This is a genomic window from Streptomyces sp. NPDC005435, assembly GCF_040703155.1.
GTDB lineage: Bacteria > Actinomycetota > Actinomycetes > Streptomycetales > Streptomycetaceae > Streptomyces.
The window spans coordinates 35,073-57,273 of record NZ_JBEXEQ010000029.1 but is presented as its reverse complement, the minus strand read 5'-3'; the positions used below and the strand labels follow the sequence as shown (position 1 = coordinate 57,273).

At 72.7% G+C, this 22,201-nt stretch carries 20 protein-coding genes and 1 tRNA gene; 13 read left to right on the top strand and 8 right to left on the bottom strand.

Annotated elements, in window-relative coordinates:
* Positions 1-492: 492 nt before the first annotated feature.
* The 3 genes from AB0898_RS29085 to AB0898_RS29075 form a co-directional block, all read right to left on the bottom strand.
* Complete coding sequence (locus AB0898_RS29085; protein WP_366806006.1) at positions 493-1,377, bottom strand: cellulose-binding protein; 885 nt, start codon at positions 1,375-1,377, stop codon at positions 493-495.
* Between the two features lie 169 nt (positions 1,378-1,546).
* Entirely contained in the window at positions 1,547-4,693 is a 3,147-nt protein-coding gene (locus tag AB0898_RS29080; RefSeq protein WP_366806005.1) for an SUKH-4 family immunity protein, read from the bottom strand.
* Between the two features lie 10 nt (positions 4,694-4,703).
* Positions 4,704-5,696, bottom strand: coding sequence for an SMI1/KNR4 family protein (locus AB0898_RS29075; protein ID WP_366806004.1), 993 nt, complete (start codon positions 5,694-5,696; stop codon positions 4,704-4,706).
* A 324-nt stretch (positions 5,697-6,020) separates the two neighbouring features.
* On the opposite strand from AB0898_RS29075, the gene AB0898_RS29070 reads away from it, so the two are divergent.
* On the top strand, positions 6,021-6,536 hold the full coding sequence (locus AB0898_RS29070) for a YwqJ-related putative deaminase (RefSeq protein ID WP_366806003.1): 516 nt from the start codon (positions 6,021-6,023) through the stop codon (positions 6,534-6,536).
* Positions 6,537-6,591: 55 nt separating this feature from the next.
* Positions 6,592-7,122 carry an SUKH-3 domain-containing protein gene (locus AB0898_RS29065; protein ID WP_366806002.1) on the top strand — a complete coding sequence of 177 codons (531 nt, stop codon included), beginning with the start codon at positions 6,592-6,594 and terminating at the stop codon, positions 7,120-7,122.
* A gap of 76 nt (positions 7,123-7,198) precedes the next feature.
* Here the strand turns inward: AB0898_RS29065 and AB0898_RS29060 are convergent, their stop codons facing one another.
* Positions 7,199-8,506 carry a histidine kinase gene (locus AB0898_RS29060; RefSeq protein WP_366806001.1) on the bottom strand — a complete coding sequence of 436 codons (1,308 nt, stop codon included), beginning with the start codon at positions 8,504-8,506 and terminating at the stop codon, positions 7,199-7,201.
* A gap of 165 nt (positions 8,507-8,671) precedes the next feature.
* On the opposite strand from AB0898_RS29060, the gene AB0898_RS29055 reads away from it, so the two are divergent.
* The 7 genes from AB0898_RS29055 to AB0898_RS29025 all read left to right on the top strand — a co-directional run bounded on the left by AB0898_RS29055 (position 8,672) and on the right by AB0898_RS29025 (position 14,441).
* Positions 8,672-9,541 (top strand): hypothetical protein, encoded by an 870-nt coding sequence (locus AB0898_RS29055; RefSeq protein ID WP_366806000.1) that lies wholly within the window; start codon positions 8,672-8,674, stop codon positions 9,539-9,541.
* Between the two features lie 14 nt (positions 9,542-9,555).
* Positions 9,556-9,631, top strand: a tRNA-Gln gene (locus AB0898_RS29050).
* A 136-nt stretch (positions 9,632-9,767) separates the two neighbouring features.
* Positions 9,768-11,216, top strand: a complete 1,449-nt coding sequence (glmU, locus tag AB0898_RS29045) for a bifunctional UDP-N-acetylglucosamine diphosphorylase/glucosamine-1-phosphate N-acetyltransferase GlmU (protein ID WP_366805999.1) — start codon at positions 9,768-9,770, stop codon at positions 11,214-11,216.
* 172 nt (positions 11,217-11,388) lie between these two features.
* Positions 11,389-12,369 (top strand): ribose-phosphate diphosphokinase, encoded by a 981-nt coding sequence (locus AB0898_RS29040; RefSeq protein WP_161179554.1) that lies wholly within the window; start codon positions 11,389-11,391, stop codon positions 12,367-12,369.
* Between the two features lie 205 nt (positions 12,370-12,574).
* Positions 12,575-13,171 (top strand): 50S ribosomal protein L25/general stress protein Ctc, encoded by a 597-nt coding sequence (locus AB0898_RS29035; protein ID WP_366805998.1) that lies wholly within the window; start codon positions 12,575-12,577, stop codon positions 13,169-13,171.
* Positions 13,172-13,286: 115 nt separating this feature from the next.
* Complete coding sequence (gene pth, locus AB0898_RS29030; RefSeq protein ID WP_366805997.1) at positions 13,287-13,883, top strand: aminoacyl-tRNA hydrolase; 597 nt, start codon at positions 13,287-13,289, stop codon at positions 13,881-13,883.
* A 63-nt stretch (positions 13,884-13,946) separates the two neighbouring features.
* On the top strand, positions 13,947-14,441 hold the full coding sequence (locus AB0898_RS29025; RefSeq protein WP_366805996.1) for a hypothetical protein: 495 nt from the start codon (positions 13,947-13,949) through the stop codon (positions 14,439-14,441).
* A 79-nt stretch (positions 14,442-14,520) separates the two neighbouring features.
* On the opposite strand, the gene ppc is transcribed toward AB0898_RS29025, so the two are convergent.
* The gene (gene ppc, locus AB0898_RS29020; protein ID WP_366805995.1) at positions 14,521-17,253 is read right to left on the bottom strand and encodes a phosphoenolpyruvate carboxylase; all 2,733 of its coding nucleotides are present in this window, start codon (positions 17,251-17,253) and stop codon (positions 14,521-14,523) included.
* A 309-nt stretch (positions 17,254-17,562) separates the two neighbouring features.
* On the opposite strand from ppc, the gene AB0898_RS29015 reads away from it, so the two are divergent.
* Genes AB0898_RS29015 through AB0898_RS29005 form a run of 3 tightly spaced genes read left to right on the top strand, consistent with a single transcriptional unit; the run spans position 17,563 to position 19,524 of the window.
* Entirely contained in the window at positions 17,563-18,558 is a 996-nt protein-coding gene (locus AB0898_RS29015; protein WP_366805994.1) for an acyl-CoA desaturase, read from the top strand.
* The gene (locus AB0898_RS29010) at positions 18,555-19,232 is read left to right on the top strand and encodes a TetR/AcrR family transcriptional regulator (RefSeq protein ID WP_366805993.1); all 678 of its coding nucleotides are present in this window, start codon (positions 18,555-18,557) and stop codon (positions 19,230-19,232) included. Before AB0898_RS29015 ends, AB0898_RS29010 begins: the two co-directional genes overlap by 4 nt.
* 40 nt (positions 19,233-19,272) lie before the next feature.
* Positions 19,273-19,524 carry a type II toxin-antitoxin system Phd/YefM family antitoxin gene (locus AB0898_RS29005; protein ID WP_366805992.1) on the top strand — a complete coding sequence of 84 codons (252 nt, stop codon included), beginning with the start codon at positions 19,273-19,275 and terminating at the stop codon, positions 19,522-19,524.
* 24 nt (positions 19,525-19,548) lie between these two features.
* Here the strand turns inward: AB0898_RS29005 and AB0898_RS29000 are convergent, their stop codons facing one another.
* Together AB0898_RS29000 and AB0898_RS28995 are read right to left on the bottom strand one after the other, a co-directional pair.
* Positions 19,549-19,929, bottom strand: a complete 381-nt coding sequence (locus AB0898_RS29000; protein ID WP_366805991.1) for a VOC family protein — start codon at positions 19,927-19,929, stop codon at positions 19,549-19,551.
* Positions 19,930-19,932: 3 nt separating this feature from the next.
* Positions 19,933-20,745: a trans-aconitate 2-methyltransferase gene (locus tag AB0898_RS28995; protein ID WP_366805990.1), complete on the bottom strand. Its 813-nt coding sequence runs from the start codon at positions 20,743-20,745 to the stop codon at positions 19,933-19,935.
* Between the two features lie 89 nt (positions 20,746-20,834).
* Between AB0898_RS28995 and tamR the strand changes: the two genes are divergently transcribed.
* The gene (gene tamR, locus AB0898_RS28990; protein ID WP_161179562.1) at positions 20,835-21,332 is read left to right on the top strand and encodes a MarR family transcriptional regulator TamR; all 498 of its coding nucleotides are present in this window, start codon (positions 20,835-20,837) and stop codon (positions 21,330-21,332) included.
* Here tamR and AB0898_RS28985 read toward each other — a convergent pair.
* Entirely contained in the window at positions 21,291-22,058 is a 768-nt protein-coding gene (locus AB0898_RS28985; protein ID WP_366805989.1) for a response regulator transcription factor, read from the bottom strand. The genes tamR and AB0898_RS28985 overlap by 42 nt on opposite strands.
* Positions 22,059-22,201: the final 143 nt, after the last annotated feature.

Below are 22,201 nucleotides of genomic sequence, written 5' to 3'. Positions count from 1 at the left end.
CCGGCGGCGCGTGCGGTTCGTTGCTGGTCGTACCGGTGATTCTCGCGGGCCCCGGGGGTGCCGCGCGCTGGTGCGGAGCCCCCGATCCCGGTGGGGCAAACCCCACCCCGGCGACTCGGGTACGCCGCCCCCCAGCGGCGTAAAGCCAGGTTAAGGAGCGGACGGGCGCCGTCTCGTCCTCCGGGGGGACGAACGCCCCCCGATCCGCGGTACGGAGATACCCCTAGGGGTCCTCCACCGTCGGGTGGAGCCGTTCTCAGGGTCGTCTCCACCCCCGACGGGCAAAAGCCTCCACCCTCACGCGGCGTCAGGGTCAAGCACATTCCCCGCGGACGGCCACGACAGCGCGCCGGCGCACGCGAAGCGTGTACGGGACACCGAGGAGCGGCGGCTCAGGGGCGGGACCGCCGGGACGGACCGGGGCGGAGCCGACGGGCATGACGGGGCAAGCGGGCGGACGCCGCGCGCCGAGGCCGGCGGACGCCGCGCGGCTCAGCGCCTCGCGGCCGCCATGGACGCGTTCAGGCGGTCGCGGAGGTGGTCCACCTGCTCCCGTACCTCGTCCCAGATCTCGCCGTGCTCGCGCAGGAGGCGTTCGGTCTCGCGGGCGGTGCGCTCCTCGTGGGCCAGGGCCGCGTCGAGGACTTCGGTGGCACGCGCGTGTGCCGCCTCCAGGAGGCGGGGCGCGCGGTCCTTCTCCACCGCGAGCGTGCGCTTCGCCGCGGCGAGGGCGGCCTCGGCGCGGGTCAGCCGTTCGGCGGTGTCCGCTTCGAGGGCGGCCGCCCGTTCCGTCAGCGCGCGTTCGGCCGCCGACCGCCGGGCGGCGAGTTCCCCGGGCTGGGCGGCGCGCAGGGCGGCGGCGCGGTGGCGGGTCTCGCGCAGGCCGTCCAGGGCCGCCCGGCGCAGCTCGCGCACCTCGTGCCGGGTGCCGACGCGCAGCGCCTCCGCCTCCGCGCGGGCCGCGACCAGCCGCTGTCCGGCGGAATCCACCGCCTCGGCGCGCAGCGCGTCGGCCGCCTCCCGCGCCGTACGGCGCACGCTGCGCGCGTACTCCTCGGCGGCCGCGACCCGATCGCGCGCCTCGTTCCGGGCGCTCTCGCGCAGCCGTACCGCCTCCTGGCGCACCAGCCGGAACACCGTGCGCGCGGGCTCGCCGAGGACGTCGTACGTCTGCGGTTCCAGCCCGGCCGCCCGCTCGCGCAGCCGCGCCGACTCCGCCGCCATGTTCCGGGCGAGGACGGTCAGCCGCGCGAGGCGCTCCCAGGCGGCGTCCCGCTCCCGCGAGAGGGCGGCCAGCCGGGCGTCGACCTGTTCGGGGTGGTAGCCGCGCCCCCGGGCGGCCTTGAAGCCGTACGGCGTCGCCGATGCGCTGCTCACCCGTGGAACCCCTCTCCGCCCTGACTGTCCGACATACCCGACAGAATGATGGAACGCATGTCGATATGAGCTGAAGAGACGTCAGGGTTCGTCAACACCGTCGGGCCCTTCACTCCAGCGAGTGAAGGGCCCGACGCGAACGGCGGACGGAGGGGCGGACCGCCTCCGGCTACAGCAGGCCGTCCCACATCTGTTCCAGCAGCACCGACCACCAGGTCTCCGGCGAGCCGAGCGCCGCCGGGTCCAGGGAGGCCAGCTGGGCCTGGAAGTCGACGGTCCAGCGGCCCGCCTGCTCCTGGTTCAGGCCGTAGCGCAGCCGCCACATCCGGCCGAGCAGCGCCAGGCAGCGGGTGAACTCCGGCAGCCCGGTGTTGACGAACTGCGGCGGCACCGGAGCACCCCCCGGACCGGCCTCCACCGGCACCGCGACGATGTGCGCCGTGCCGTACTGCACACAGATCGCCTTGCCGAAGTCCGTGCCCATCACCAGGTACGACCCCGCGTCCGACGCCGGCCGCACCCCGCGCTCGGCCGCCAGCTCCGCCAGCGTCGGCACCGGGCGCCCCGGCTGGGCCTGCGCCCAGAAGAACGGGCCCATGTCCAGCGGGAGTCCGGCCACCACCAGCGTGTGCGCCACGACCGGCGGCACCCCCTGCCGCGACACCGCCTGCTGGTCGAAGCGGTGCACCCCCGGCCCGAACGCCGCCGCCAGCTCGTGCGCGACGCCCTCCGGCGGGACGGGCGGGACCGGCTGCACCGGCGGCAGCGGGGCGCGCACCGGCGCGGGGCGCGCCGGGCCGTCCGCCACCTGGTGCAACTCGCCCTGGTGCGCGAGGAGTTCCTGCATCCCCTGCTGCCTGCTCGCGTGATCGGTGCCGTACGGCGCGATGCTCGCGATCCGCGCCTGCGGCCACTGCTCCCGGATCATCCGCGCGCAGTACGCCCCCGGCAGCTCGCACGACTCCAACTCCGTGTGCAGTTCGAGTACTTGGTCCGGCGGCACGTTCATCGCCCGCAGCTCGTGGAAGATCTGCCACTCCGGGTGCGGCATGCCCGGCGCGGACCGCCGGATCAGCTGCTGCTCGGAACCGTCCTGGGCGCGGTAGCGCAGCACGGCCTGGTAACCGGGGCCGACCGTCGGCTGCGCCGGGGGCGGATAGCCGTACGCCGGGGGCTGACCCGGCACGGGGGCGCCGTGCGGCGGCATGACTCCGGGCGCCATGGCACCGGGGTGCGGGGGCGCGCCGAGGTGCGGCGGCGGCATGGCACCGGGCGGGGGCGTCGCGCCGGGGGGCGGGGGCATGGCTCCGGGGGGAGGCATGGCACCCGGGTACGGCAGCTGGCCCGTGGGCGCGGGACCGGCGGGCGGGGGCATCGCGCCCGGCGGTACGGCCCCGGGCGGCGGTACGACCCCGGCGGGGGGCGGCATCGCACCGGGCGGGGGCAGCGGGGCACCCTGCGGGGGCGTCGCGGCCGACGGCGCGGGGTGGGTGCCGGGGGCCGGGGGCGCGCCCGGGACGGACGACGCGTTCGGCACGGGCGGCACACCCGGCGCGGGTGCCGCGTTCGGCGGGGCCGGGATGCCCGGGGCGGGCTGCGGGGGCGGAGGCACACCGGGACCGCCCTGCGGAGGTGCGGCCAGGACCGTCTCCGCGTGGTCGGCACCGGGGGCGCGGACGGGGCCGGGGGCGGACGGCATCCCCGGCGCGCGGGAGGTGCCCGGCGCGGGCGGCGCACCGGGCCCGGGCAGCGTGCCCTGGGCGCCGGGCGTCCCCGGGACCGTGGACACACCCGGCGCAGGCGGCGTCCCCGGGCCACCGGGAGCACCCGGCGCGCCCTGCGCACCAGGCGTACCCGGCGCGGGCTGCCGCAGCGCGAACCCGTCCGGGTCCTCCGGGCCGAGCGCCGACACCAGCTGGGTCGGTACGTACTCGTCCCCGCCCGCGCCACCGGGACGCGCGCCCGGAGTGCCGGGGGCGCCCGGCGGGGGCGGGGGCGTGGCGGGGTTCTTGCGCGGCGGGGGCGCGGCCTTGCTCGTCACGGCGTCGGCGATGTCACCGGCGTCCGGCGGCAGCGGGCGGGCCGGGGGCCGGGGCGCGTCGGCGGCGCCGCTCGGCGGGTAGGCGTGACCGGGACCCGCCGGCGCCGTCACCCCCGGCGAGACCGCCGTGGGCGGCAACTGGCTGCCGCCCGACATCAGCGCCGTCTTCGCGTCCGGCTCGGACGCGGGCGGGCGCGGGGGGCCGTCCCCCACCGGAGGCGAGAACACGGTGGCGGGCAGCGGTACGGAACGGTCCTCTCCGTCGCCCGCGTTGGTGTCCGTACCCGCCCAGGGCGTCCGGGAGGCGTCGTCGTCCTCGGCAGCGGCGGCGGGCCACGGCGTAGCGCGCCCGTCCCCTAGGGGTACCCCGGGCCGCGTCTCGGCGAGCCCGTTGCCGGAACCCTCACGCGGCCCGGGCACACTCCCCGGACCGGCCTCAGGGGCGGGACCCGGGGCAGGGGCCGGACCCGGGGCAGACGCCGGACCCGGGGCAGACGCCGGCCCCGGGGCAGGAGCCGGACTCGGGGCAGACGTCGGCCCCGGGGCAGGAGCCGGACTCGGGGCAGCGGCCGGACCCGTAACCGGGCCAGGAGCCTTACCCACAGCGGGAGTTGACCCAGAAGCCGACCCCGAGGCCACCCCCTGAACCGACCCCGAGCCGCCGGCCACACCCGGCCCCGCACTCGCGGCGGAAGCAGCACCCGAAGCCACACCGGGCGCCGTCCGAGAAACCGACCCCGACCCGGAACCATCCCTGGACCCGACCCCGAGTCCGACCCCGGACCCGGAACCATCCCCGGACACCGACCCCGACCCGACCCCGGACCCCGAAGCAGAACCCGAAGCCACCCCGGACGCCACCCCCGCCCCCGAAGCCGACCCCGCCCCGGCCGAAGGCGACCCCAGCTTCTCCGCCGCCTCCTGCAGCCACTCCGGCGGACTCAGCAGGAACGACGTCTGGTTCAGGTCCACCCGCGCCGCAGCCGGCACCGGCACCGCGTCCTCCGGCTCGTCGGGGCGCCCGTACGTCTCCTCGTAGCGGCGGATCACCTCGCCCACCGGCAGCGCGGGCCACAGCGTCGCCTCGCCGCTGTCCCGGGCGATCACCAGCCGCTGGGCGCCCGCGTCCACCCGCGGGCCCTCCGCGCGGTCCTCGCCCCAGACCACGAAGCCCAGCTCGAACTCCCGCACCCGCACCTCACGGTGCTGATAGGCCGGGACGTCCCCGTTGATCCACTCCTCGGCGCGCTCCTGCGCCTGTGCGAACGTCACCATCGCCGGAAGCTCACTCCCCCGCAGCCGAGGACACCGGCACCGCACGCGCGAAGCCGCCGTCCACCATCAGACCCGCCACCGTCTCCAGCTCCGGCGGATCACCCGCGAGCCGCGACAGGAACGCGTCGAAGTCGTCGCCGCACGGCAGCAGCAGCCGCTCCACCCGTTCCGCCGGAGACCACGCCGGATCCACGTCCCGTACGTCGTCGTACGCGCAGAACCACACCGAACCCGCCCGCTCGCCCTTCACCTTCACCGCGAGCAGACCGCCCTGCACGAACCCGACGCCCAGGTAGTCCTTCGTCAGGTGGTCGCGCAGACACTTGTTGACGTACAGCAGGTCGTTCACCGCCGCCTCGTCCCGCACCGTGAAGAACGGCTGGTCCACCAGCAGCCCCAGCTCCGCGTCGAGCGCCGCGCCCACCGGCGCGCACCCGCCCGCCGCCTTCAGGAACGAGCGGTAGGCGCCCGGCAGCCGGTAGCCGAGGTCCTCCTCGACCCCCTGCACCTGCGACTCCGTCACCGCCACACCCGACTTGGGCAGCCCGAAGTGCGCCGGACGCGTCTCCGGAAGCGGCCGCGTACCCCGCTTGTCGTGGTCCACCACCGCCGTCGCCAGACCGCCGTGATGCCGCAGCAGCGCCTTCACCTCGACCGGGACCAGTTCGAGACGGCGCGAGTCCGCCACGTGATGCCACGTCCAGCCGTGCGGCGTCGCCACGTCCGGCACCGTGTCCCACAGCTCATGACCCGAGGCCGCCAGCGCCGCGTTCGCCGACACGTAGTCCGTCAGCCGCAGCTCGTCGACTCCGAAACCCTCCGGAGGATCCGCGATCTCCGCCGCCGCGCGCGCGTACGGCGCGAAATCGGGATAGCCACGGTCGTCCACCCGCACCCCACGCGGATGACGCGCCGCCCGCACCGGATCCGGGAAGTGCACGACCTGCCCGGCATAGGCCGCGTTCGGCGGCGCGGCCTCCTGCCCGAGCCGACCTGTCGTCATGGCGGTTGCCCCCTGCGGCACTCTGTACGAGCCGGCGCCCGCGCCCTCGACCGGCGCACCCCGACCCGTATCCGACTGTCTCAGGCGTCACCGACGCCCCGACCGCGACCGGCGCGGTGCCGACAGCCTATGCGGTACGCGCACACCGGTCACCGGGCCGCCGGACCACCGCCCCGAAGGCCCCACCGGCCCTCCCCGCACCCATGACATACAGTCACACAGCGTCACGGCTCTGGCGTGTCGCGCCGCCCCAGCTTCCGCAGCCGCCACGGCATTTGGCACTCTGTGTCCTTCGGGGGAGCCCCAGGGGAGGGAAAGACGATCATGAACACGATGGCCACCAAGAGCACCGACACGCCCTCCGGGGACCCCCGCATCGGCTGGAGCGCCACCGAAGCGCCCCCCGCCCCCACCCTGCTCCACCGCCGCGACGGCATCCTCCCCACCATCGCCGCCGCCCTCTCCGTACGCGGCGAGACCCTCACCGGCACCGCCGCCCGAGGCGACCGGCCCCCCGCCCTGCACCCCCTCGTCCAGGACTTCCTCGACACCCTCACCAGCAACCAGCGCGACCGCTTCACCGGCCGCTGTGCCGAAACGATCCTCATCTCCCGGCACCTCACCGCCATCGAGGCCACCCGCAGCAGACGCGCCGCCCGCAGGCCCCTCACCAACGGCGAAGCCCGCAAAGCCCTCAAGCAGGCCAAACTCACCGCCCGCCGCATACGCGAGGACGGCGACCCCCTCCACGGCAGCTTCGCCGCCCCCTGCCGCGCCTGCACCGCCCTCAGCGCCCACTTCGGCGTCCGCATCGTCGACCCGGCCACCGGCGGCAACTGACACCCCCGGCCCGACCGGCCACCGGAACCACCGCACGCACGACGATCGAAGGCACATGCACCCCAACCGCACCACCGCACCCGGCACCACCACACTCGGCCACCCACCGGCCGCCCCCCGCTTCCCCGGCGCCGCCGACAACGCCCTGCGCACCGCCGGCTGGCACCCCGGACGCTGGGACATAAAACAGGCCGAGATCTGGGCCGACACCCTGCGCGAACACCTCTCCCCCGCGGGCCACCGCCACACCGTCTTCCCCGCCGCCGTCGAAGCCTGGGCCGAATTCGGCGGCCTGAGCGTCAACCCCACCGGCACCGGCCGCCAGGTCGCCCCCGCCACCCTCCACCTCGACCCCCTGCACGGCCTCCACCTCGCCCGCACCCTCGGCGACCTCGGCCGCGCACTGGGCACCGAGGTCAGCCCCCTCGGCGAGGAGACCGCCACCGCCGCCCTGCTCGCCATCGACGCCGAAGGCCGCGTCTACGCCCTCGACCACAGCGGCGACTGGTACCTCGGCCCCGACATCGACCACGCCCTGACCACCCTCATCATGGGCACCCACCCCGTACGCCTGACGGCAGGCTGACCCCACCGGCCACGGCACGGGTACGGGCAGGGGCACCGGCTCCCGCTCCGGCACCGGCACCGGCACCGGCGGCCCCTCACACCGCCGGAATCACCGCCGACACCCGGAAACCGCCCTTCTCCGTCGGCCCCGACACGAACACACCCCCCAGCGCCACCACCCGCTCCCGCATCCCCAGCAGCCCGTTCCCGCCGGACGGCAGACCCGCCGACGCCGACGCCACCTCCGGCGGAGACTCGTTCTCCACCTGCATCGCGATCTCCGCCCGCCGATGCGCCAGCCGCACGAACGTCCGCGCACCCGCCGCGTGCTTGTGCACGTTCGTCAACGCCTCCTGCACCACCCGGTACGCCGTCTGCTCCACCTCCGCCGCATACGAACGCACCTCGCCCTCCACCGACAGGGCCACCACCATCCCCGCCGCCGCGGACTGCCCCACCAACTCCTCAAGCTCCGCCAGGCTCGGCCCGTCGAGGACCTCCTCGGCCGCCGCCCGGGATGCCGCCTCCGCGGCAGCGGCCCCCACCGCCGCCAACGGCACCGGCTCGACACCACGCCGCACCGCGTCCCCCGACCGCAGCACGCCCAGCATCTCCCGCAGCTCCGTCAGCGCCTGCCGGCCCATGTCCCCCACCAGCGCCGCGTTGCGCACCGCCTTCTCCGGGTCCTTGCGCGCCACCGCCTGCAACGCCGCCGCGTGCACCACCATCAGACTCACCCGGTGCGCCACCACGTCATGCATCTCCCGGGCGATCCGCGTACGCTCCTCGCCCCGCGCCCACTCCGCCCGCTCCTCCGCCCGCTCCGCGAGCAGCTGAAGCTCCCGCTCCAACGAGTCCGCCCGCTCCCGCAGGCTCTCCATCAGCCGGCGCCGCGCCCCCACGTACAGCCCCAGCAGCAACGGCGGCGCCGTCAGCCCCAGCGACGTCGTCACCGCGGCGAACGGCACGAACCAGTCGCCCATCGTCAGATCGCCCCGCGCCATGTCCTGGCGCACCCGCACGAACGTCACGATCATCGTGCCCACCAGCGACATCCCCGCGAGCGCCACGATGATCCGGCGCGGCAGCTCGCACGCCGCCAGCGTGTACAGCCCCACGATGCCCATCAGGAAGCCCATCTCGGCCGGGGTGATCGCGATCGCGACGAGCACGACCGCCACCGGCCACTTCCTGCGCACCAGCAGCACCGCACCGGCCAGCAGCCCGAACACGATCCCCACCGACAGCGGCACACCCGCGTCCCGCGCGAACGGGACACCCTCCGCGCCGCACTCCAACGCCGACGCCAGGGCCAGCACAACGTCCAGCGCCGCGCCGCGCCGCCTCTCCCACCACCATGGGCCGGTCAGGGCCCTGGCGCGGTCTTCCCCCGTCGTGGTCATGCCTCCAGCCTACGGGCGCGTGGGGCCGCTTTTCCGGCGAGTTTCGCCCTCCGCCCGGATCACACACCGTAATCGAATGCCGTCGAAACCAGCTGAAATCGCTCGAACTGCTGAACCCCGGCGCTTCACCACCGGACCTACCCGTTCCGCCCGGACGGTATGCACATGGCACATTCACCAGGCAACGGCGGGCGGTACGCGGACTTCGACACGTTGCGAGCGCGAGCGGTCGCGCTCCGCCGCGCGGGGCTCAGCCTCCGCCAGATCCGCGACGAACTGAAAGTCTTCAACAACGACCTCCTCAACCGCCTCGTCCACGGCGAGCCCCCTCCGGAGTGGACCAAACGCCCGAACGCGAAGGACGACCTGCGGGAGCGGGCACGGGAGCTGCGACGACAGGGGTGGACGTACGACCGGATCCAGCTGGAGCTGGGCTGCTCCAGAAGCTCGGTGTCCCTCTGGGTCAGGGATCTGCCGAGGCCGAGCCCCCGCTACACCCCGGAGGAACAGCAGGCGCTCATGCGGGAGGGCCTGGCGCGGTCCCGGGCCGTGGAACGGTCGAAGCGGGAGGAGTCGAAATCAGCGGCAGTACGGGACGTGGCCGAGCTGACGGACCGCGAGCTGTTCGTGGCGGGAGTGGCGCTCTACTGGGCGGAGGGCGCGAAGAGCAAGCCGTACGACCGGCGCGAGCGCGCGGTCTTCGTCAACAGCGACCCGGGGGTGATCCGGACCTACCTCGCCTGGCTGGACCTCCTCGACGTGGGCCGGGAGCGCCTGGGCTACCGCGTGCTCATCCACGAGTCGGCGGACGTCCCGGCCGCCCACCGCTTCTGGGCGGAGGTGGCCGGCGTCGACGTGTCCGTCTTCGCCAAGCCGACCCTGAAGAAGCACAACCCGCGGACGGTCCGCAAGAACACGGGCGAGGGCTATCACGGCTGCCTGGTCGTGACCGTCGCCCGAAGCGGCCACCTTTACAACCGCATTGAGGGCTGGTGGGGTGGAATCGTGACACAGGCGCAGGCACGCCTCGGGTAAGGTCTGAAGCGCTGTCCCCCGTGGTGTAACTGGCAGCACACTAGATTTTGGATCTAGTAGGACAAGGTTCGAATCCTTGCGGGGGAGCCACAGCTCACAAGACCTCAGTTCGGGTCCTGACCTCTCACCGCATCGGGTCAGGACCCGCTCTCATGTCCCCCCGAATTCACCCCGGTATCCTGCGCTCGTCACCCCCCACACCCTTCATGAGCCGAAAGGCAACCCCGTGAGCGCCATTCGCCCGGCAGCCGTCGTCGTTCTCGCAGCGGGTGAGGGCACCCGTATGAAGTCCGCCACACCGAAGGTGCTGCACGAGATCTGCGGCCGTTCGCTGGTGGGGCACGTGCTGGCGGCCTCCCGTGAGCTGGACCCGGAGCATCTCGTCGTCGTCGTGGGCCACGCCCGTGAGCAGGTCGCCGCGCACCTGGCCGAGATCGACCCCGGCGTCCGCACCGCCGTGCAGGAGACGCAGAACGGCACCGGTCACGCGGTCCGGATGGCGCTGGAGGAGCTGGGCGGCCCCCTGGAGGGCACCGTCGTCGTCGTGTGCGGCGACACCCCGCTGCTGACGGCCGCCACCCTGCGGGACCTGGCCGGCACCCACGACGCCGACGGCAACGCGGTGACCGTGCTGACCGCCGAGGTGCCGGACGCGACCGGGTACGGCCGGATCGTGCGGGACGAGGCGACCGGCGCGGTGACGGCGATCGTGGAGCACAAGGACGCGACGGAGGCCCAGCGGGCGCTGCGGGAGATCAACAGCGGTGTGTTCGCGTTCGACGGCCGGCTGCTGGCGGACGCGCTGAAGCAGGTGCGTACGGACAACAGCCAGGGCGAGGAGTACCTGACGGACGTGCTCGGCATCCTGCGGGAGGCGGGGCACCGGGTGGGCGCGTCGGTGGCCGGGGATCACCGGGAGATCGCGGGTATCAACAACCGGGTGCAGCTGTCGGAGGCCCGCCGGACGCTGAACGACCGTCTGGTGACGGCCGCGATGCTGGACGGTGTGACGGTGGTGGACCCGGCGACGACGTGGGTGGACGTGACGGTCACGTTCGGCCGGGACGCGCTGGTGCACCCGGGGACGCAGCTGACGGGCGCGACGCATGTCGGCGAGGGCGCGGAGGTCGGTCCGAACAGCCGGCTGCACGACACGCAGGTGGGCGCGGGCGCGCGGCTGGACAACACGGTGTCGGACGGTGCCCGGGTCGGGGAGGGCGCGTCGGTGGGTCCGTTCGCGTATCTGCGGCCGGGGACGCGGCTCGGCGTGAAGTCCAAGATCGGGACGTACGTGGAGACGAAGAACGCGTCGATCGGTGAGGGGACGAAGGTTCCGCATCTGTCGTACGTGGGGGACGCGTCGATCGGTGATTTCACGAACATCGGGGCGGCGAGTGTGTTCGTGAACTACGACGGTCAGGACAAGCATCACTCGGTGATCGGGTCGCATTGCCGGACGGGGGCGGACAACATGTTTGTGGCGCCTGTCACGGTCGGGGACGGCGCGTACACCGCGGCGGGGTCCGTGATCATCAAGGATGTGCCGCCGGGTTCGCTGGCCGTGGCGCGTGGCCAGCAGCGCAATATCGAGGGCTGGGTGGCCCGTAAGCGGCCGGGGAGCGCGGCGGCGAAGGCGGCCGGGGCGGCGTCCGGTCCGGCCGGGGACGAGGGCTGACGGGGACCTGGGAAGGTCTCGTCCGGACCCCTTCCGGACACGAGTGCGTCAAACACGGCGTACCGTGATAAGTGCACACCCGCACCCCCTACCAGCTGATTCGGCCCTCTCGTGCCCAGCCGAGAGGCCGCTTGGCCGAGGCTGGCTGACACACCTCTGAGGAGACAGTGCTGTGACCGGGATCAAGACGACCGGCGAGAAGAAGATGATGTTCTTCTCCGGCCGCGCCCACCCCGAGCTTGCCGAGGAGGTCGCCCGCGAGCTCGGTGTCGGGGTCGTCCCGACGAAGGCGTTCGACTTCGCCAACGGTGAGATCTACGTTCGGTATCAGGAGTCGGCGCGTGGCGCGGACTGTTTCCTGATCCAGAGCCACACGGCTCCGATCAATAAGTGGATCATGGAGCAGCTGATCATGATCGACGCGCTGAAGCGTGCGTCGGCCCGCTCCATCACGGTGATCGTGCCGTTCTACGGTTACGCGCGCCAGGACAAGAAGCACCGTGGCCGTGAGCCGATCTCGGCGCGGCTGATCGCGGATCTGATGAAGACGGCGGGTGCGGACCGCATCCTGACGGTGGATCTGCACACGGACCAGATCCAGGGCTTCTTCGACGGTCCGGTGGACCACCTGTTCGCGCTGCCGCTGCTGGCGGACTACGTGGGTTCCAAGGTGGACCGGGACAAGCTGACGGTCGTGTCGCCGGACGCGGGCCGGGTGCGGGTGGCGGACCGCTGGTGCGACCGGCTCGGTGCGCCGCTGGCGATCGTGCACAAGCGGCGTGACAAGGACGTGGCGAACCAGGTCACCGTCCACGAGGTCGTGGGTGAGGTCGAGGGCCGGGTGTGCGTGCTGGTCGACGACATGATCGACACGGGTGGCACGATCTGCGCGGCGGCGGACGCGCTCTTCGCGCACGGTGCGGAGGACGTCATCGTGACGGCGACGCACGGTGTGCTGTCGGGTCCGGCGGTGGACCGGCTGAAGAACTCGCGGGTGAGCGAGTTCGTGTTCACGGACACGCTGCCGACGCCGGGTGAGCTGGCCGCCGACCTGGAGAAGATCAAGGTGCTGTCGATCGCTCCGACGATCGCGAACGCGGTGCGTGAGGTGTTCGAGGATGGCTCGGTGACGAGTCTCTTCGACGAGCAGTGAGGTTTCTGCAGGCCCGTACCGCGGGCTAGTTGAAGATCCTTTTGGGTGCGGCCTCCCCTGCCGAGTAGACTGCGACAGTTGCTCGGCGAGGGAGGCCGCACTCGTGTTTTCGCGAGGCGGTTGTCCGTTATCGACGCGCTCTTCGTAGCAGGCCGTTCGTGGCCGGGTGACCACGTTCCTACTACCTCTACGAGGAGTGATTCACATGTCCGAGGTGAAGATCGCCGCCGAGACCCGCACCGAGTTCGGCAAGGGTGCGGCCCGTCGCATCCGCCGTGAGAACAAGGTTCCCGGTGTCCTCTACGGCCACGGCTCCGAGCCCCTGCACCTGACCCTCCCGGGCCACGAGCTGCTGCTCGCGCTGCGTACGCCGAACGTCCTGATCGCCCTGGACATCGACGGCAAGACCAACGAGCTGGCCATCCCGAAGGCCGTCCAGCGTGACGCCATCAAGGGCTTCCTCGAGCACGTCGACCTGCTGCTGGTCAAGCGCGGCGAGAAGGTCAACGTCGAGATCCCGGTCGTCGCCGAGGGCGAGCTGGCCCCGGGCGGCAACCTGCTCGAGCACGTGCTGAACGCGCTGCCGGTCGAGGCCGAGGCCACGCACATCCCCGAGTCCGTGACGGTCTCCGTCGAGGGCCTGGAGGCCGGTGCCTCCGTCCACGCCAAGGACATCGAGCTGCCCAAGGGTGTCTCCCTGGCCGTCGACGGCGACGCCGTCGTCCTGCAGGTCCTGGCCGCCCAGGCCGAGGAGGCCCCGGAGGCCGAGGCCGCCGAGGGTGACGAGGCCGCCGAGGCCTGATCCGGCCCGGTTCTGCCGCCGCGTCCGTGGCGGTAGCCGTATTCGCTCCAGCCGCTGCTTCCCTAGGGGTATCCCTGTGGGGAGCAGCGGCTGTCGCACGTGAGGAGACAGGGACGTGAGCACGTCCGAGAGTGCCCCCTGGCTGGTCGTCGGGCTCGGCAATCCGGGTCCTGAGTACGCGATGAACCGGCACAACGTCGGCTTCATGGTGGTGGATCTGCTCGCGGAGCGGATCGGCGGGAAGTTCAAGCGGGCGACGAAGGCGCAGGCGCAGGTGCTGGAGGGCCGGATCGGTCCGGCGGGTCCGGGCAGCCGGCGGGTGATCCTGGCGAAGCCGATGTCGTTCATGAATCTGTCGGGCGGCCCGGTGAACGCGCTGCGGGACTTCTACAAGGTGCCGCTCGACCACGTCGTGGCGGTGCACGACGAGCTGGACATCGACTACGCGACGCTGCGGCTGAAGCTGGGCGGCGGGGACAACGGGCACAACGGCCTGAAGTCGATGACGAAGGCGATGGGCGCGGACTATCACCGGGTGCGGTGCGGGATCGGCCGGCCGCCGGGGCGGATGCAGGTGGCGGACTTCGTGCTGAAGGACTTCTCGTCCGCCGAGCGCAAGGAGCTGGACTGGTTCGTGGACCGGGCGGCGGACGCGGTGGAGTCGTTGGTGACGGAGGGTCTGGAGCGGGCGCAGTCGGCGTACAACTCCTGACTTGTCCGGTCTGCTCCGCGGCGGAGTTGACCGGTCGTAGGGGTATGGCCAATGATCCCGGCCATGCCTGCCAGAGCCAGTTCCGTCCGCCGGGCTTCCGTGACCGCGTTGGGGGTGGGGCGGGCCGTGCTGATGGGTGTGTGTGCCGCGCTGATCCTCTTCGCCGGCGCGTGGGGTTCCTGGGGCACCGCGCAGCACGTGATGCTGCCCAAGGGCCGTGAGCACGGCACGATGCGGGTGACGGACTGTTCCGGCGACCGCTGTACGGGCCCGTTCGCGCCGACGTCGGCCGGTGGGGTGCGCCGGGACCGGGTGGTGCTCGCGAAGTCCGTCGCGGTGCGGGCGGGCCGGTCCTACGACGTGACGGTGGAGCCGGGTACGGACGTGGTGGTGCGCTCGGGGCTCTCGGGGACGCTGTTCGCGTGGCTGCCGCTGGGCGGGGCGCTGGTGCTGGCCTCGGTGGTGGTGGCGGGCGGGATGCGGCTGACGCGGACCGGCTGGACGCTGGGGGTGCTGGGTGTGGTGCTGCTGACCGGGGCGTTCGTGACGGCGCAGTGAGCCTTTCCTGACATGACGACATGACGGTGCCCCCGGCAGCCGAAGGGCTCCCGGGGGCACCGTCGTACGTGCGCCGGGGTCAGCCGGTGTTGCGCAGGCCCGCCGCCACGCCGTTGACGGTGAGGAGCAGGGCGCGGGCGAGGAGCGGGTCGGGTTCGGTGCCCTCGGCGACGGCGTCGCGCTGGCGCTTGAGCAGGGCGACCTGGAGGTAGGAGATCGGGTCCAGGTAGGCGTCGCGGATGGTGAAGGTCTGCTTGAGGACGGGCTGGGCGTCGAGGAGTTCGCTCTCGCCGGTGACGCGCAGGATCTCGGCGACGGTGAGTTCGTGCTCGGCGCGGATGGTGTCGAAGACGTGCTTCAGCTCGTCGGGCACGAGGGTGTCGACGTAGTGCTGGGCGATGCGCAGGTCGGTCTTGGCGAGGGTCATCTCGACGTTGGAGATGAAGTTGCGGAAGAAGTGCCACTGGCCGTGCATCTCGTCGAGCACGGTGTCGAGGCCGGCCTCGCGCAGGGCCTTGAGGCCGGAGCCGACGCCGAACCAGCCGGGGACGATCTGCCGGGACTGGGTCCAGCCGAACACCCAGGGGATGGCGCGCAGTCCGTCGAGCGAGACGCCGGAGCCGGGGCGGCGGGAGGGCCGCGAGCCCAGGTGCAGGTCGGCGAGCTGGTCGACGGGGGTGGAGGCGAGGAAGTACGTCGGCAGGTCGGGGTCCTCGACGAGCGCGCGGTAGGCGGAGTGGGCGGCGTCGGAGACGACGTCCATGGCCGCGTCCCAGCGGGCGAGGGCCTCGTCGGACTGGCGGGGCGCGGTGTGCAGGGCGGACGCCTGGAGGGTGGCCGCGACCGTCAGTTCCAGGTTCTCCCGGGCGAGGGAGGGGATGAGGTACTTGTCGGAGATGACCTCGCCCTGCTCGGTGACCTTGATCTCGCCCTCCAGGGTGCCCCAGGGCTGGGCGAGGATCGCGTCGTGCGAGGGGCCGCCGCCGCGGCCGACGGTGCCGCCGCGGCCGTGGAAGAGGCGCAGCCGGACGCCGTAGCGGTGGGCGACGTCGCGCAGCCGGCGCTGGGCGCGGTGGATCTCCCACTGGCTGGTGGTGATGCCGCCGAACTTGGAGGAGTCGGAGTAGCCGAGCATGACCTCCTGGACGTCTCCGCGCAGCGCGACCAGGCGCCGGTAGGAGGGGTCGGAGAGCATGTCCTCCAGGATGGTGTCGGCGGCCTTGAGCTCGTCGGTGGTCTCCAGGAGCGGGACGATGCCGATCCTGGCCCAGCCGGCGTGCAGGTCGAGCAGTCCGGCCTCGCGGGCGAGCACGGTCGCGGCGAAGACGTCGTCGGCGCCCTGGCACATCGAGATGATGTAGGACTCGATGACCTCGGGTCCGAAGACCTCCAGGGCGCGCTTGACGGTCTGGAAGACGCCGAGGGTCTTGGCGGCGGCCGCGTCGACGGGGGCCGGGCTCGGGGCGAGCGGGCGGCGTGAGCGCAGTTCCTTGGCGAGCAGCTTGGCGCGGTACTCGCGGGGCATGTCGGCGTAGCGCCAGGACTCCTCGCCGAGGCGGTCGAAGAGCTGGCCGAGGGCGTGGTGGTGGGCGTCGGCGTGCTCGCGTACGTCCATGGTGGCGAGCTGGAGGCCGAAGGCGGCCAGGGTGCGGATGACGCGGGCGAGGCGGCCGTCGGCGAAGAGGGCGCCGCGGTGGGCGCGCAGGGAGGTCTGGATGATGCGGAGGTCGTCGAGGAGCTCGGCGGTGCCGAGGTAGTCGCGGCCTTCCTGGTGGGGGGTGTTTCTGGCCAGGCGCTGCTTGGTGTTCTCCAGCTTCTGGCGGATCGCGGTGGCCTTGAGCCGGTAGGGCTCCTCGGCGTTGAGCCGCTTGTAGCGGGGGCTGATCTCGGGCAGGCGCTCCAGGTCGGCGTCGAGGGAGGTGAGGAGTTCCTCGGTGGCGCCGGTGTAGCGGATGGAGTTGGAGAGCAGTCCGCGCAGTTCGTCGATCATCTCCAGGGCGTCGTTGATGCCGTGCTCGTGCTGGAGGATGAGGACGTCCCAGGTGACCTGGGGGGTGACGTTGGGGTTGCCGTCGCGGTCGCCGCCGATCCAGGTGCCGAAGGTGAGCGGCCGGGTGTCGTCGGGCAGCTCGACGCCGACGCGCTCCAGTTCGGCGGTGAGGTCCTCCAGGACGTCGCCGACGGCGTGCGCGTGCAGTTCGTCCAGGTAGTAGATGGCGTTGCGGGCCTCGTCGGTGGGCTCGGGGCGTACGACGCGCAGTTCGTCGGTCTGCCAGACGAGGTCGATGTTCTCGGCGAGGCGGACGTCGTGGCGGCGGCGGTCGGAGTCGAGGACGGGGGTGTCCAGGAGTTCGGCGACGCGCCGGAGCTTGTTGAGGACGGAACGCCGGGCGGCCTCGGTGGGGTGGGCGGTGAAGACGGGCCGCACGTTGAGGTTGCGGACGGTCTCGCGGACGTGCTCGGGGTCGGCGTCCTTGAGGCGGTCGGCGGTGCGGGCGATGAGGCCGCCCTCGGCGGCGCGCCGGGCGCGCAGTTCGCGGCCGCGGTGCACCTGCTCGGTGACGTTGGCCAGGTGGAAGTAGGTGGAGAAGGCGCGCACGAGTTTGGCGGCGGTCTCCAGTTCGGTGCCGCGCAGCAGTTCGGCGGCGGCCTCCCCGTCCTCGCGGGTCAGGCGGCGGACCTTCTCGACCAGTTCCAGGAGTTCGGGACCCTCCTGCCGTACGAGGGTCTCGCCCAGCAGGTCGCCCAGGCGCCGGATGTCGGCGCGCAGCTCGCTGCCGGTCGTGGTGGTCTGGTCGTCGGCACTGCTCACAGGTGCGGCTCCTTGCAGTGTTGAAGCTCAACTGGGAGGGAACCCGGGGCATCCGTCCATCGTGGCGCAAAACGCCGCATACGGCCTGGAACGTCCGGGAAGTAAACAGAGCGGACGGCGCTGTCCGACCGCTTCCAAGGATAGGTGTCCACCGGGACGCGCAGGGTCTGGGGCCCTTGCCGCGCCCCGACTCGCTGCCATACTTACGACGCCGTAGGTTACGGAACCGTAGGGAAGTGTTCCCTTCTCTCCCGTACGGTCCCGGCGGCCCGGCACCTGCCCCGACCCTCGACCCCACAGGGGACGCGCATGACCTCAAGTTCCGATGTGATCGACGAAGCCTCACCCGATGGCTCCTCCGCCACGCTGGGCGGCGAGAAGAAGCGCTCCGTCGAGCAGATCGCCCTGCTCGTGTTCATCGTGGTGCCGTTCCTGGCCCTGGTGGCGGCCGTGCCGCTGGCCTGGGGCTGGGGAGTGAGCTGGCTCGATCTGGGCCTGCTGGCACTCTTCTACTTCATCGGCTGCCACGGCATCACCATCGGTTTCCACCGGTACTTCACCCATGGCTCCTTCAAGGCCAAGCGGCCCCTGCGGATCGCGCTGGCGATCATGGGGTCGATGGCGGTCGAGGGCCCGATCGTGCGCTGGGTGGCCGATCACCGCAGGCACCACAAGTTCTCCGACGCCGAGGGCGACCCCCACTCCCCCTGGCGCTACGGCGAGACGCTCCCGGCGCTGATGAAGGGCCTGTGGTGGGCCCACATCGCCTGGATGTTCGACGAGGAGCAGACCCCGCAGGACAAGTACGCGCCGGATCTGATCCGGGACCGGGCCATCCGGACGATCTCCCGGCAGTTCGTGATGTGGACGGTGATCTCGCTGGCGCTGCCGCCGCTGATCGGCGGTCTGGTCACGATGTCCTGGTGGGGCGCGTTCACCGGCTTCTTCTGGGGTTCACTCATCCGGGTGGCGTTGCTGCACCACGTGACGTGGTCCATCAACTCGATCTGTCACGCGGTGGGCAAGCGGCCGTTCAAGTCGCGCGACCGCTCGGGCAACGTGTGGTGGCTGGCGGTGCTGTCCTGCGGTGAGTCCTGGCACAACCTGCACCACGCCGACCCGACGGCGGCGCGGCACGGGGTGGAGCGCGGCCAGATCGACTCCTCGGCCCGGATCATCCGCTGGTTCGAGAAGCTCGGCTGGGCGTACGACGTGCGCTGGCCGTCACGCTCGCGTATCGATTCGCGCCGCAGCGGTGGTGCGGAGTCCTCCCCGCGCGGGAAGGCCGGCGCCGAGGCGGCATGATTGACGGCGTGGCGACCGACTCCAGCAGCATCCAGGGCAACGACAAGCAGCGGCGGACGCGCCGGACCCGTATGACCGGTGCCGAGCGCCGCCAGCAGTTGCTGGAGATCGGTCGCACCCTCTTCGCGGCCAAGGGCTTCGAGGGCACGTCGGTGGAGGAGATCGCGGCGAAGGCCGGGGTGTCCAAGCCGGTGGTGTACGAGCACTTCGGCGGCAAGGAGGGGCTGTACGCGGTGGTGGTCGACCGCGAGATGCGGCGGCTGCTGGACATGGTGACCGGGTCGCTGACGGCGGGGCATCCCCGCGAGCTGTGCGAGCAGGCGGCCTTCGCGCTCCTGGACTACATCGAGGAGTACACGGACGGGTTCCGCATCCTGGTCCGCGACTCCCCCATCCCGCAGTCCACGGGCTCCTTCGCCTCGCTGATCTCGGACATCGCGACCCAGGTGGAGGACATCCTGGGCCGCGAGTTCAAGAGCCGCGGCTTCGACTCCAAGCTGGCCCCGCTCTACGCCCAGGCGCTGGTCGGCATGGTCGCGCTGACCGGGCAGTGGTGGCTGGACGTACGCCGCCCGAAGAAGGCGGAGGTCGCGGCGCATCTGGTGAACCTGGCGTGGCACGGCCTGGACGGCCTGGAGCAGAAGCCGCGGCTGATAGGGCACCGGAAGAACTGAGTTGGAGGAGTGCGGTACGGGGCTGTGGGATCGTGCGCGTATGACCGAGATCACCATCGGTGACGCCGCCGCCCGGTTGGACGAGCTGGTCCGCCTGGTGGCCCACAATCGCGAGCCCATCGCCCTCACCGACCAGGGGCACGTTGTCGCACTCCTGGTTTCTCCCCGCGTGTTGGAGGACCTGGAAGACGACCTGGCGGTTGCCGACTACCAGCGGCGCAAGGCCGAGGGAACGCTTGCCCCGGGCATCCCCCATGCCGAGGTCAAACGCCTGTTGGGGCTACGTCCCTGAGCGTCCGCACGGTCCGGCTTCTCGTCACGCGTCCCGGCCGGACGGACTGAGCGGCTCCAGGAACTCCAAGCGGTTGCCGGCCGGGTCCTCGCTGTAGAACCGGCGGTGGCCGGGGAGGCTGTCGTCCCAGGTCACGGGGGCGCCGTGGGCGGTGAGCCGGGCGGCGTACGCCTCGATGTCATGGACCCGCAGCCCGGGGTGGGCCTTGCGGGCGGGGCGGAAGTCCTCCTCCACCCCCAGGTGGAGCCGCACCTCGCCCGCCTCGAACCAGCAGCCGCCACGCGCGGCGAGCACCGGGGGCTTGGGGATCTCGGCCATGCCGAGGGCGCCGGTGTAGAAGGCGCGCAGCAGCTCCTCCGTACCGGCCGGCGCCGCCAGCTGGACATGGTCGACGGCGACGAGCACGGCTCACGCCTCCCGGACGGCGACCGCGAAGAGCCGGCGGAACGGCAGGACCGTCCCGTACGGCGCGCTCGGGTAGGCCGTGCGCAGCAGGTCGCGGTACTCGGTGAGGAAGGCGTCCCGGGCCTCGGGGTCGTCGGCGAGGGCGGTGAGGGCGGGGCGCAGGCCGGTGCCCTTGACCCAGTCGAGCACCGGGTCCTCGCCGGTGAGGAGGTGCTGGTACGTCGTCTGCCACACGTCGGCGGCGAGGCCGAGGCGGGCGAGGCGGTCGAGGTAGACGCCGGGGGTGTGGACGGAGTCCGGGCGGCGCAGGACGCCGGCGAGGCGGGACGTCCAGCGCGGGGTGTCCGCGAGGTCCCGCATCAGGGCGTGCAGCGGGGCGTCGGTGTTGTCGGGGACCTGGAAGGCGAAGGTGCCGCCGGGGTTCAGGGCGTCCGTCCAGTCGGCGAAGCGGTCGAGGTGGCCCGGCACCCACTGGAGGGTGGCGTTGGAGACGATCACGTCGCAGGGCTCGTCCGGGGTCCAGGTGCGGGCGTCGGCGGGGGCGAAGTCCAGGCGGCCGCCGCCCTCGGTGGGGCCCTCGTGCTCGGTGTGGGCGCGGTCGAGCATCTCGGGCGAGTTGTCGTAACCGGTGATGTGCGCGGCGGGCCAGCGGGCGGCGAGCAGGGCGGTGGCGTTGCCGGGGCCGCAGCCGAGGTCGGCGACACGCGGGCGGGGGTCCGCCGGGTCGGGGACGCGGGCGAGCAGGTCGGCGAAGGGGCGCAGCCGGTGTCCGGCGTGCCGGAGGTACTGGGCGGGGTTCCACTGCGGCGTCGTCATGGGGTCCAGCGTGGCGCCGTCGATATCTTGATGTCAAGACACTCGACATCAAGAGACTTCACGTCGACACAACCACTACACTGATCTCCATGGAGGACGAGGTCGATCGGCTGGTCGCAGCGTGGCGCCGGGAGCGCCCGGACCTCGACGTGGAGCCGCTGGAAGTACTGAGCCGGGTGAGCAGGCTGGCCCGGCACCTGGACCGCGCGCGCCGGCTCGCCTTCTCCGAGCATCAGCTGGAGCCCTGGGAGTTCGACGTGCTGACCGCGCTCCGGCGCGCCGGGACGCCGTACCAGCTCTCCCCCGGCCAGCTGCTCACCCAGACCCTGGTCACCTCGGGCACGATGACCAACCGCATCGACCGGCTCGCCAAGAAGGGCCTGGTGGAGCGGCTGCCCGACCCCAGCGACCGGCGGGGCGTGCTGGTGCGGCTGACCGACACCGGGCGCGACCGGGCCGATGAGGCGCTGGCGGGGCTGCTGGCGCAGGAGCGGGCGATCCTGGGCGAGCTGTCCACCGCGCAGCGCTCCGAACTGGCCGGGCTGCTACGCCAGTTGACCGCCCCGTTCGACAACGTCCCCGGCTAGGTCCACCGGCCCCACCCCGGCCCTGCGGGCGAGCGCCACGGCGGCGAGCGTGGAGTGGACGCCGAGCTTGCCCAGCACGTTCTGCATATGGGTGCGCACGGTGTGCGGGGAGAGGAACAGCCGCTCGGCGACCGCCTTGCGGCCGAGCCCGGCGACCATGCAGCGCAGCACCTCCCGCTCGCGCGGGGTCAGCGACTCCACCAGGCGCTCGCTCTCGCTGCGGTGCTTGCGGGCGGCGGTGAGTTCCTTGAGGACGCCGGTGAGCAAGGCGGCCGGCAGATGCGTCTCGTCGCGCAGCACGCCCCGGATGACGGTGAGCAGCCGGGACAGCGAGCAGTCCTTGGCGACCCAGCCGCAGGCGCCCGCCTGGAGCGCGAGGGCGGCCCGGCGGGGCTCGTCCTTCTCGGCGAGGACCACACAGCGGACCCCGGGCTGGGCGGTGCGGACCCCGGCCACCAGGGAGATCCCGTCGACGTGCCCCTCGGAGTCGCCCAGCTGCACGGGGATGGCCGCGCGGCCGCCGGGCAGCACCCTGCCCAGGTCGGCGTCGACCAGCAGGACGTCGTAGCGGCGGCCCTCGGCGGCGGCCCGCTCCAGGCAGCGCAGCGCGGCCGGGCCGCTGCCGGCGGCGAACACGTCGACGTCCGGCTCGGCGGCGAGCGCGGCGGCGAGCGACTCGGCGAAGATGCGATGGTCGTCGACGACAAGGACTCGGATGCGCACCACGTAACCCCCTATCCCCAGGCTCCGCGTGGGAGCGGGGGAGACCCCAGGCTGGGAGAACGACGACGGCTCGCGGTCACGGCACCCGCGAAGGGGCCACCGACCGCGCGGCCCCAGCCGTCGCGGACAGTGCTACCCCCCTCGCG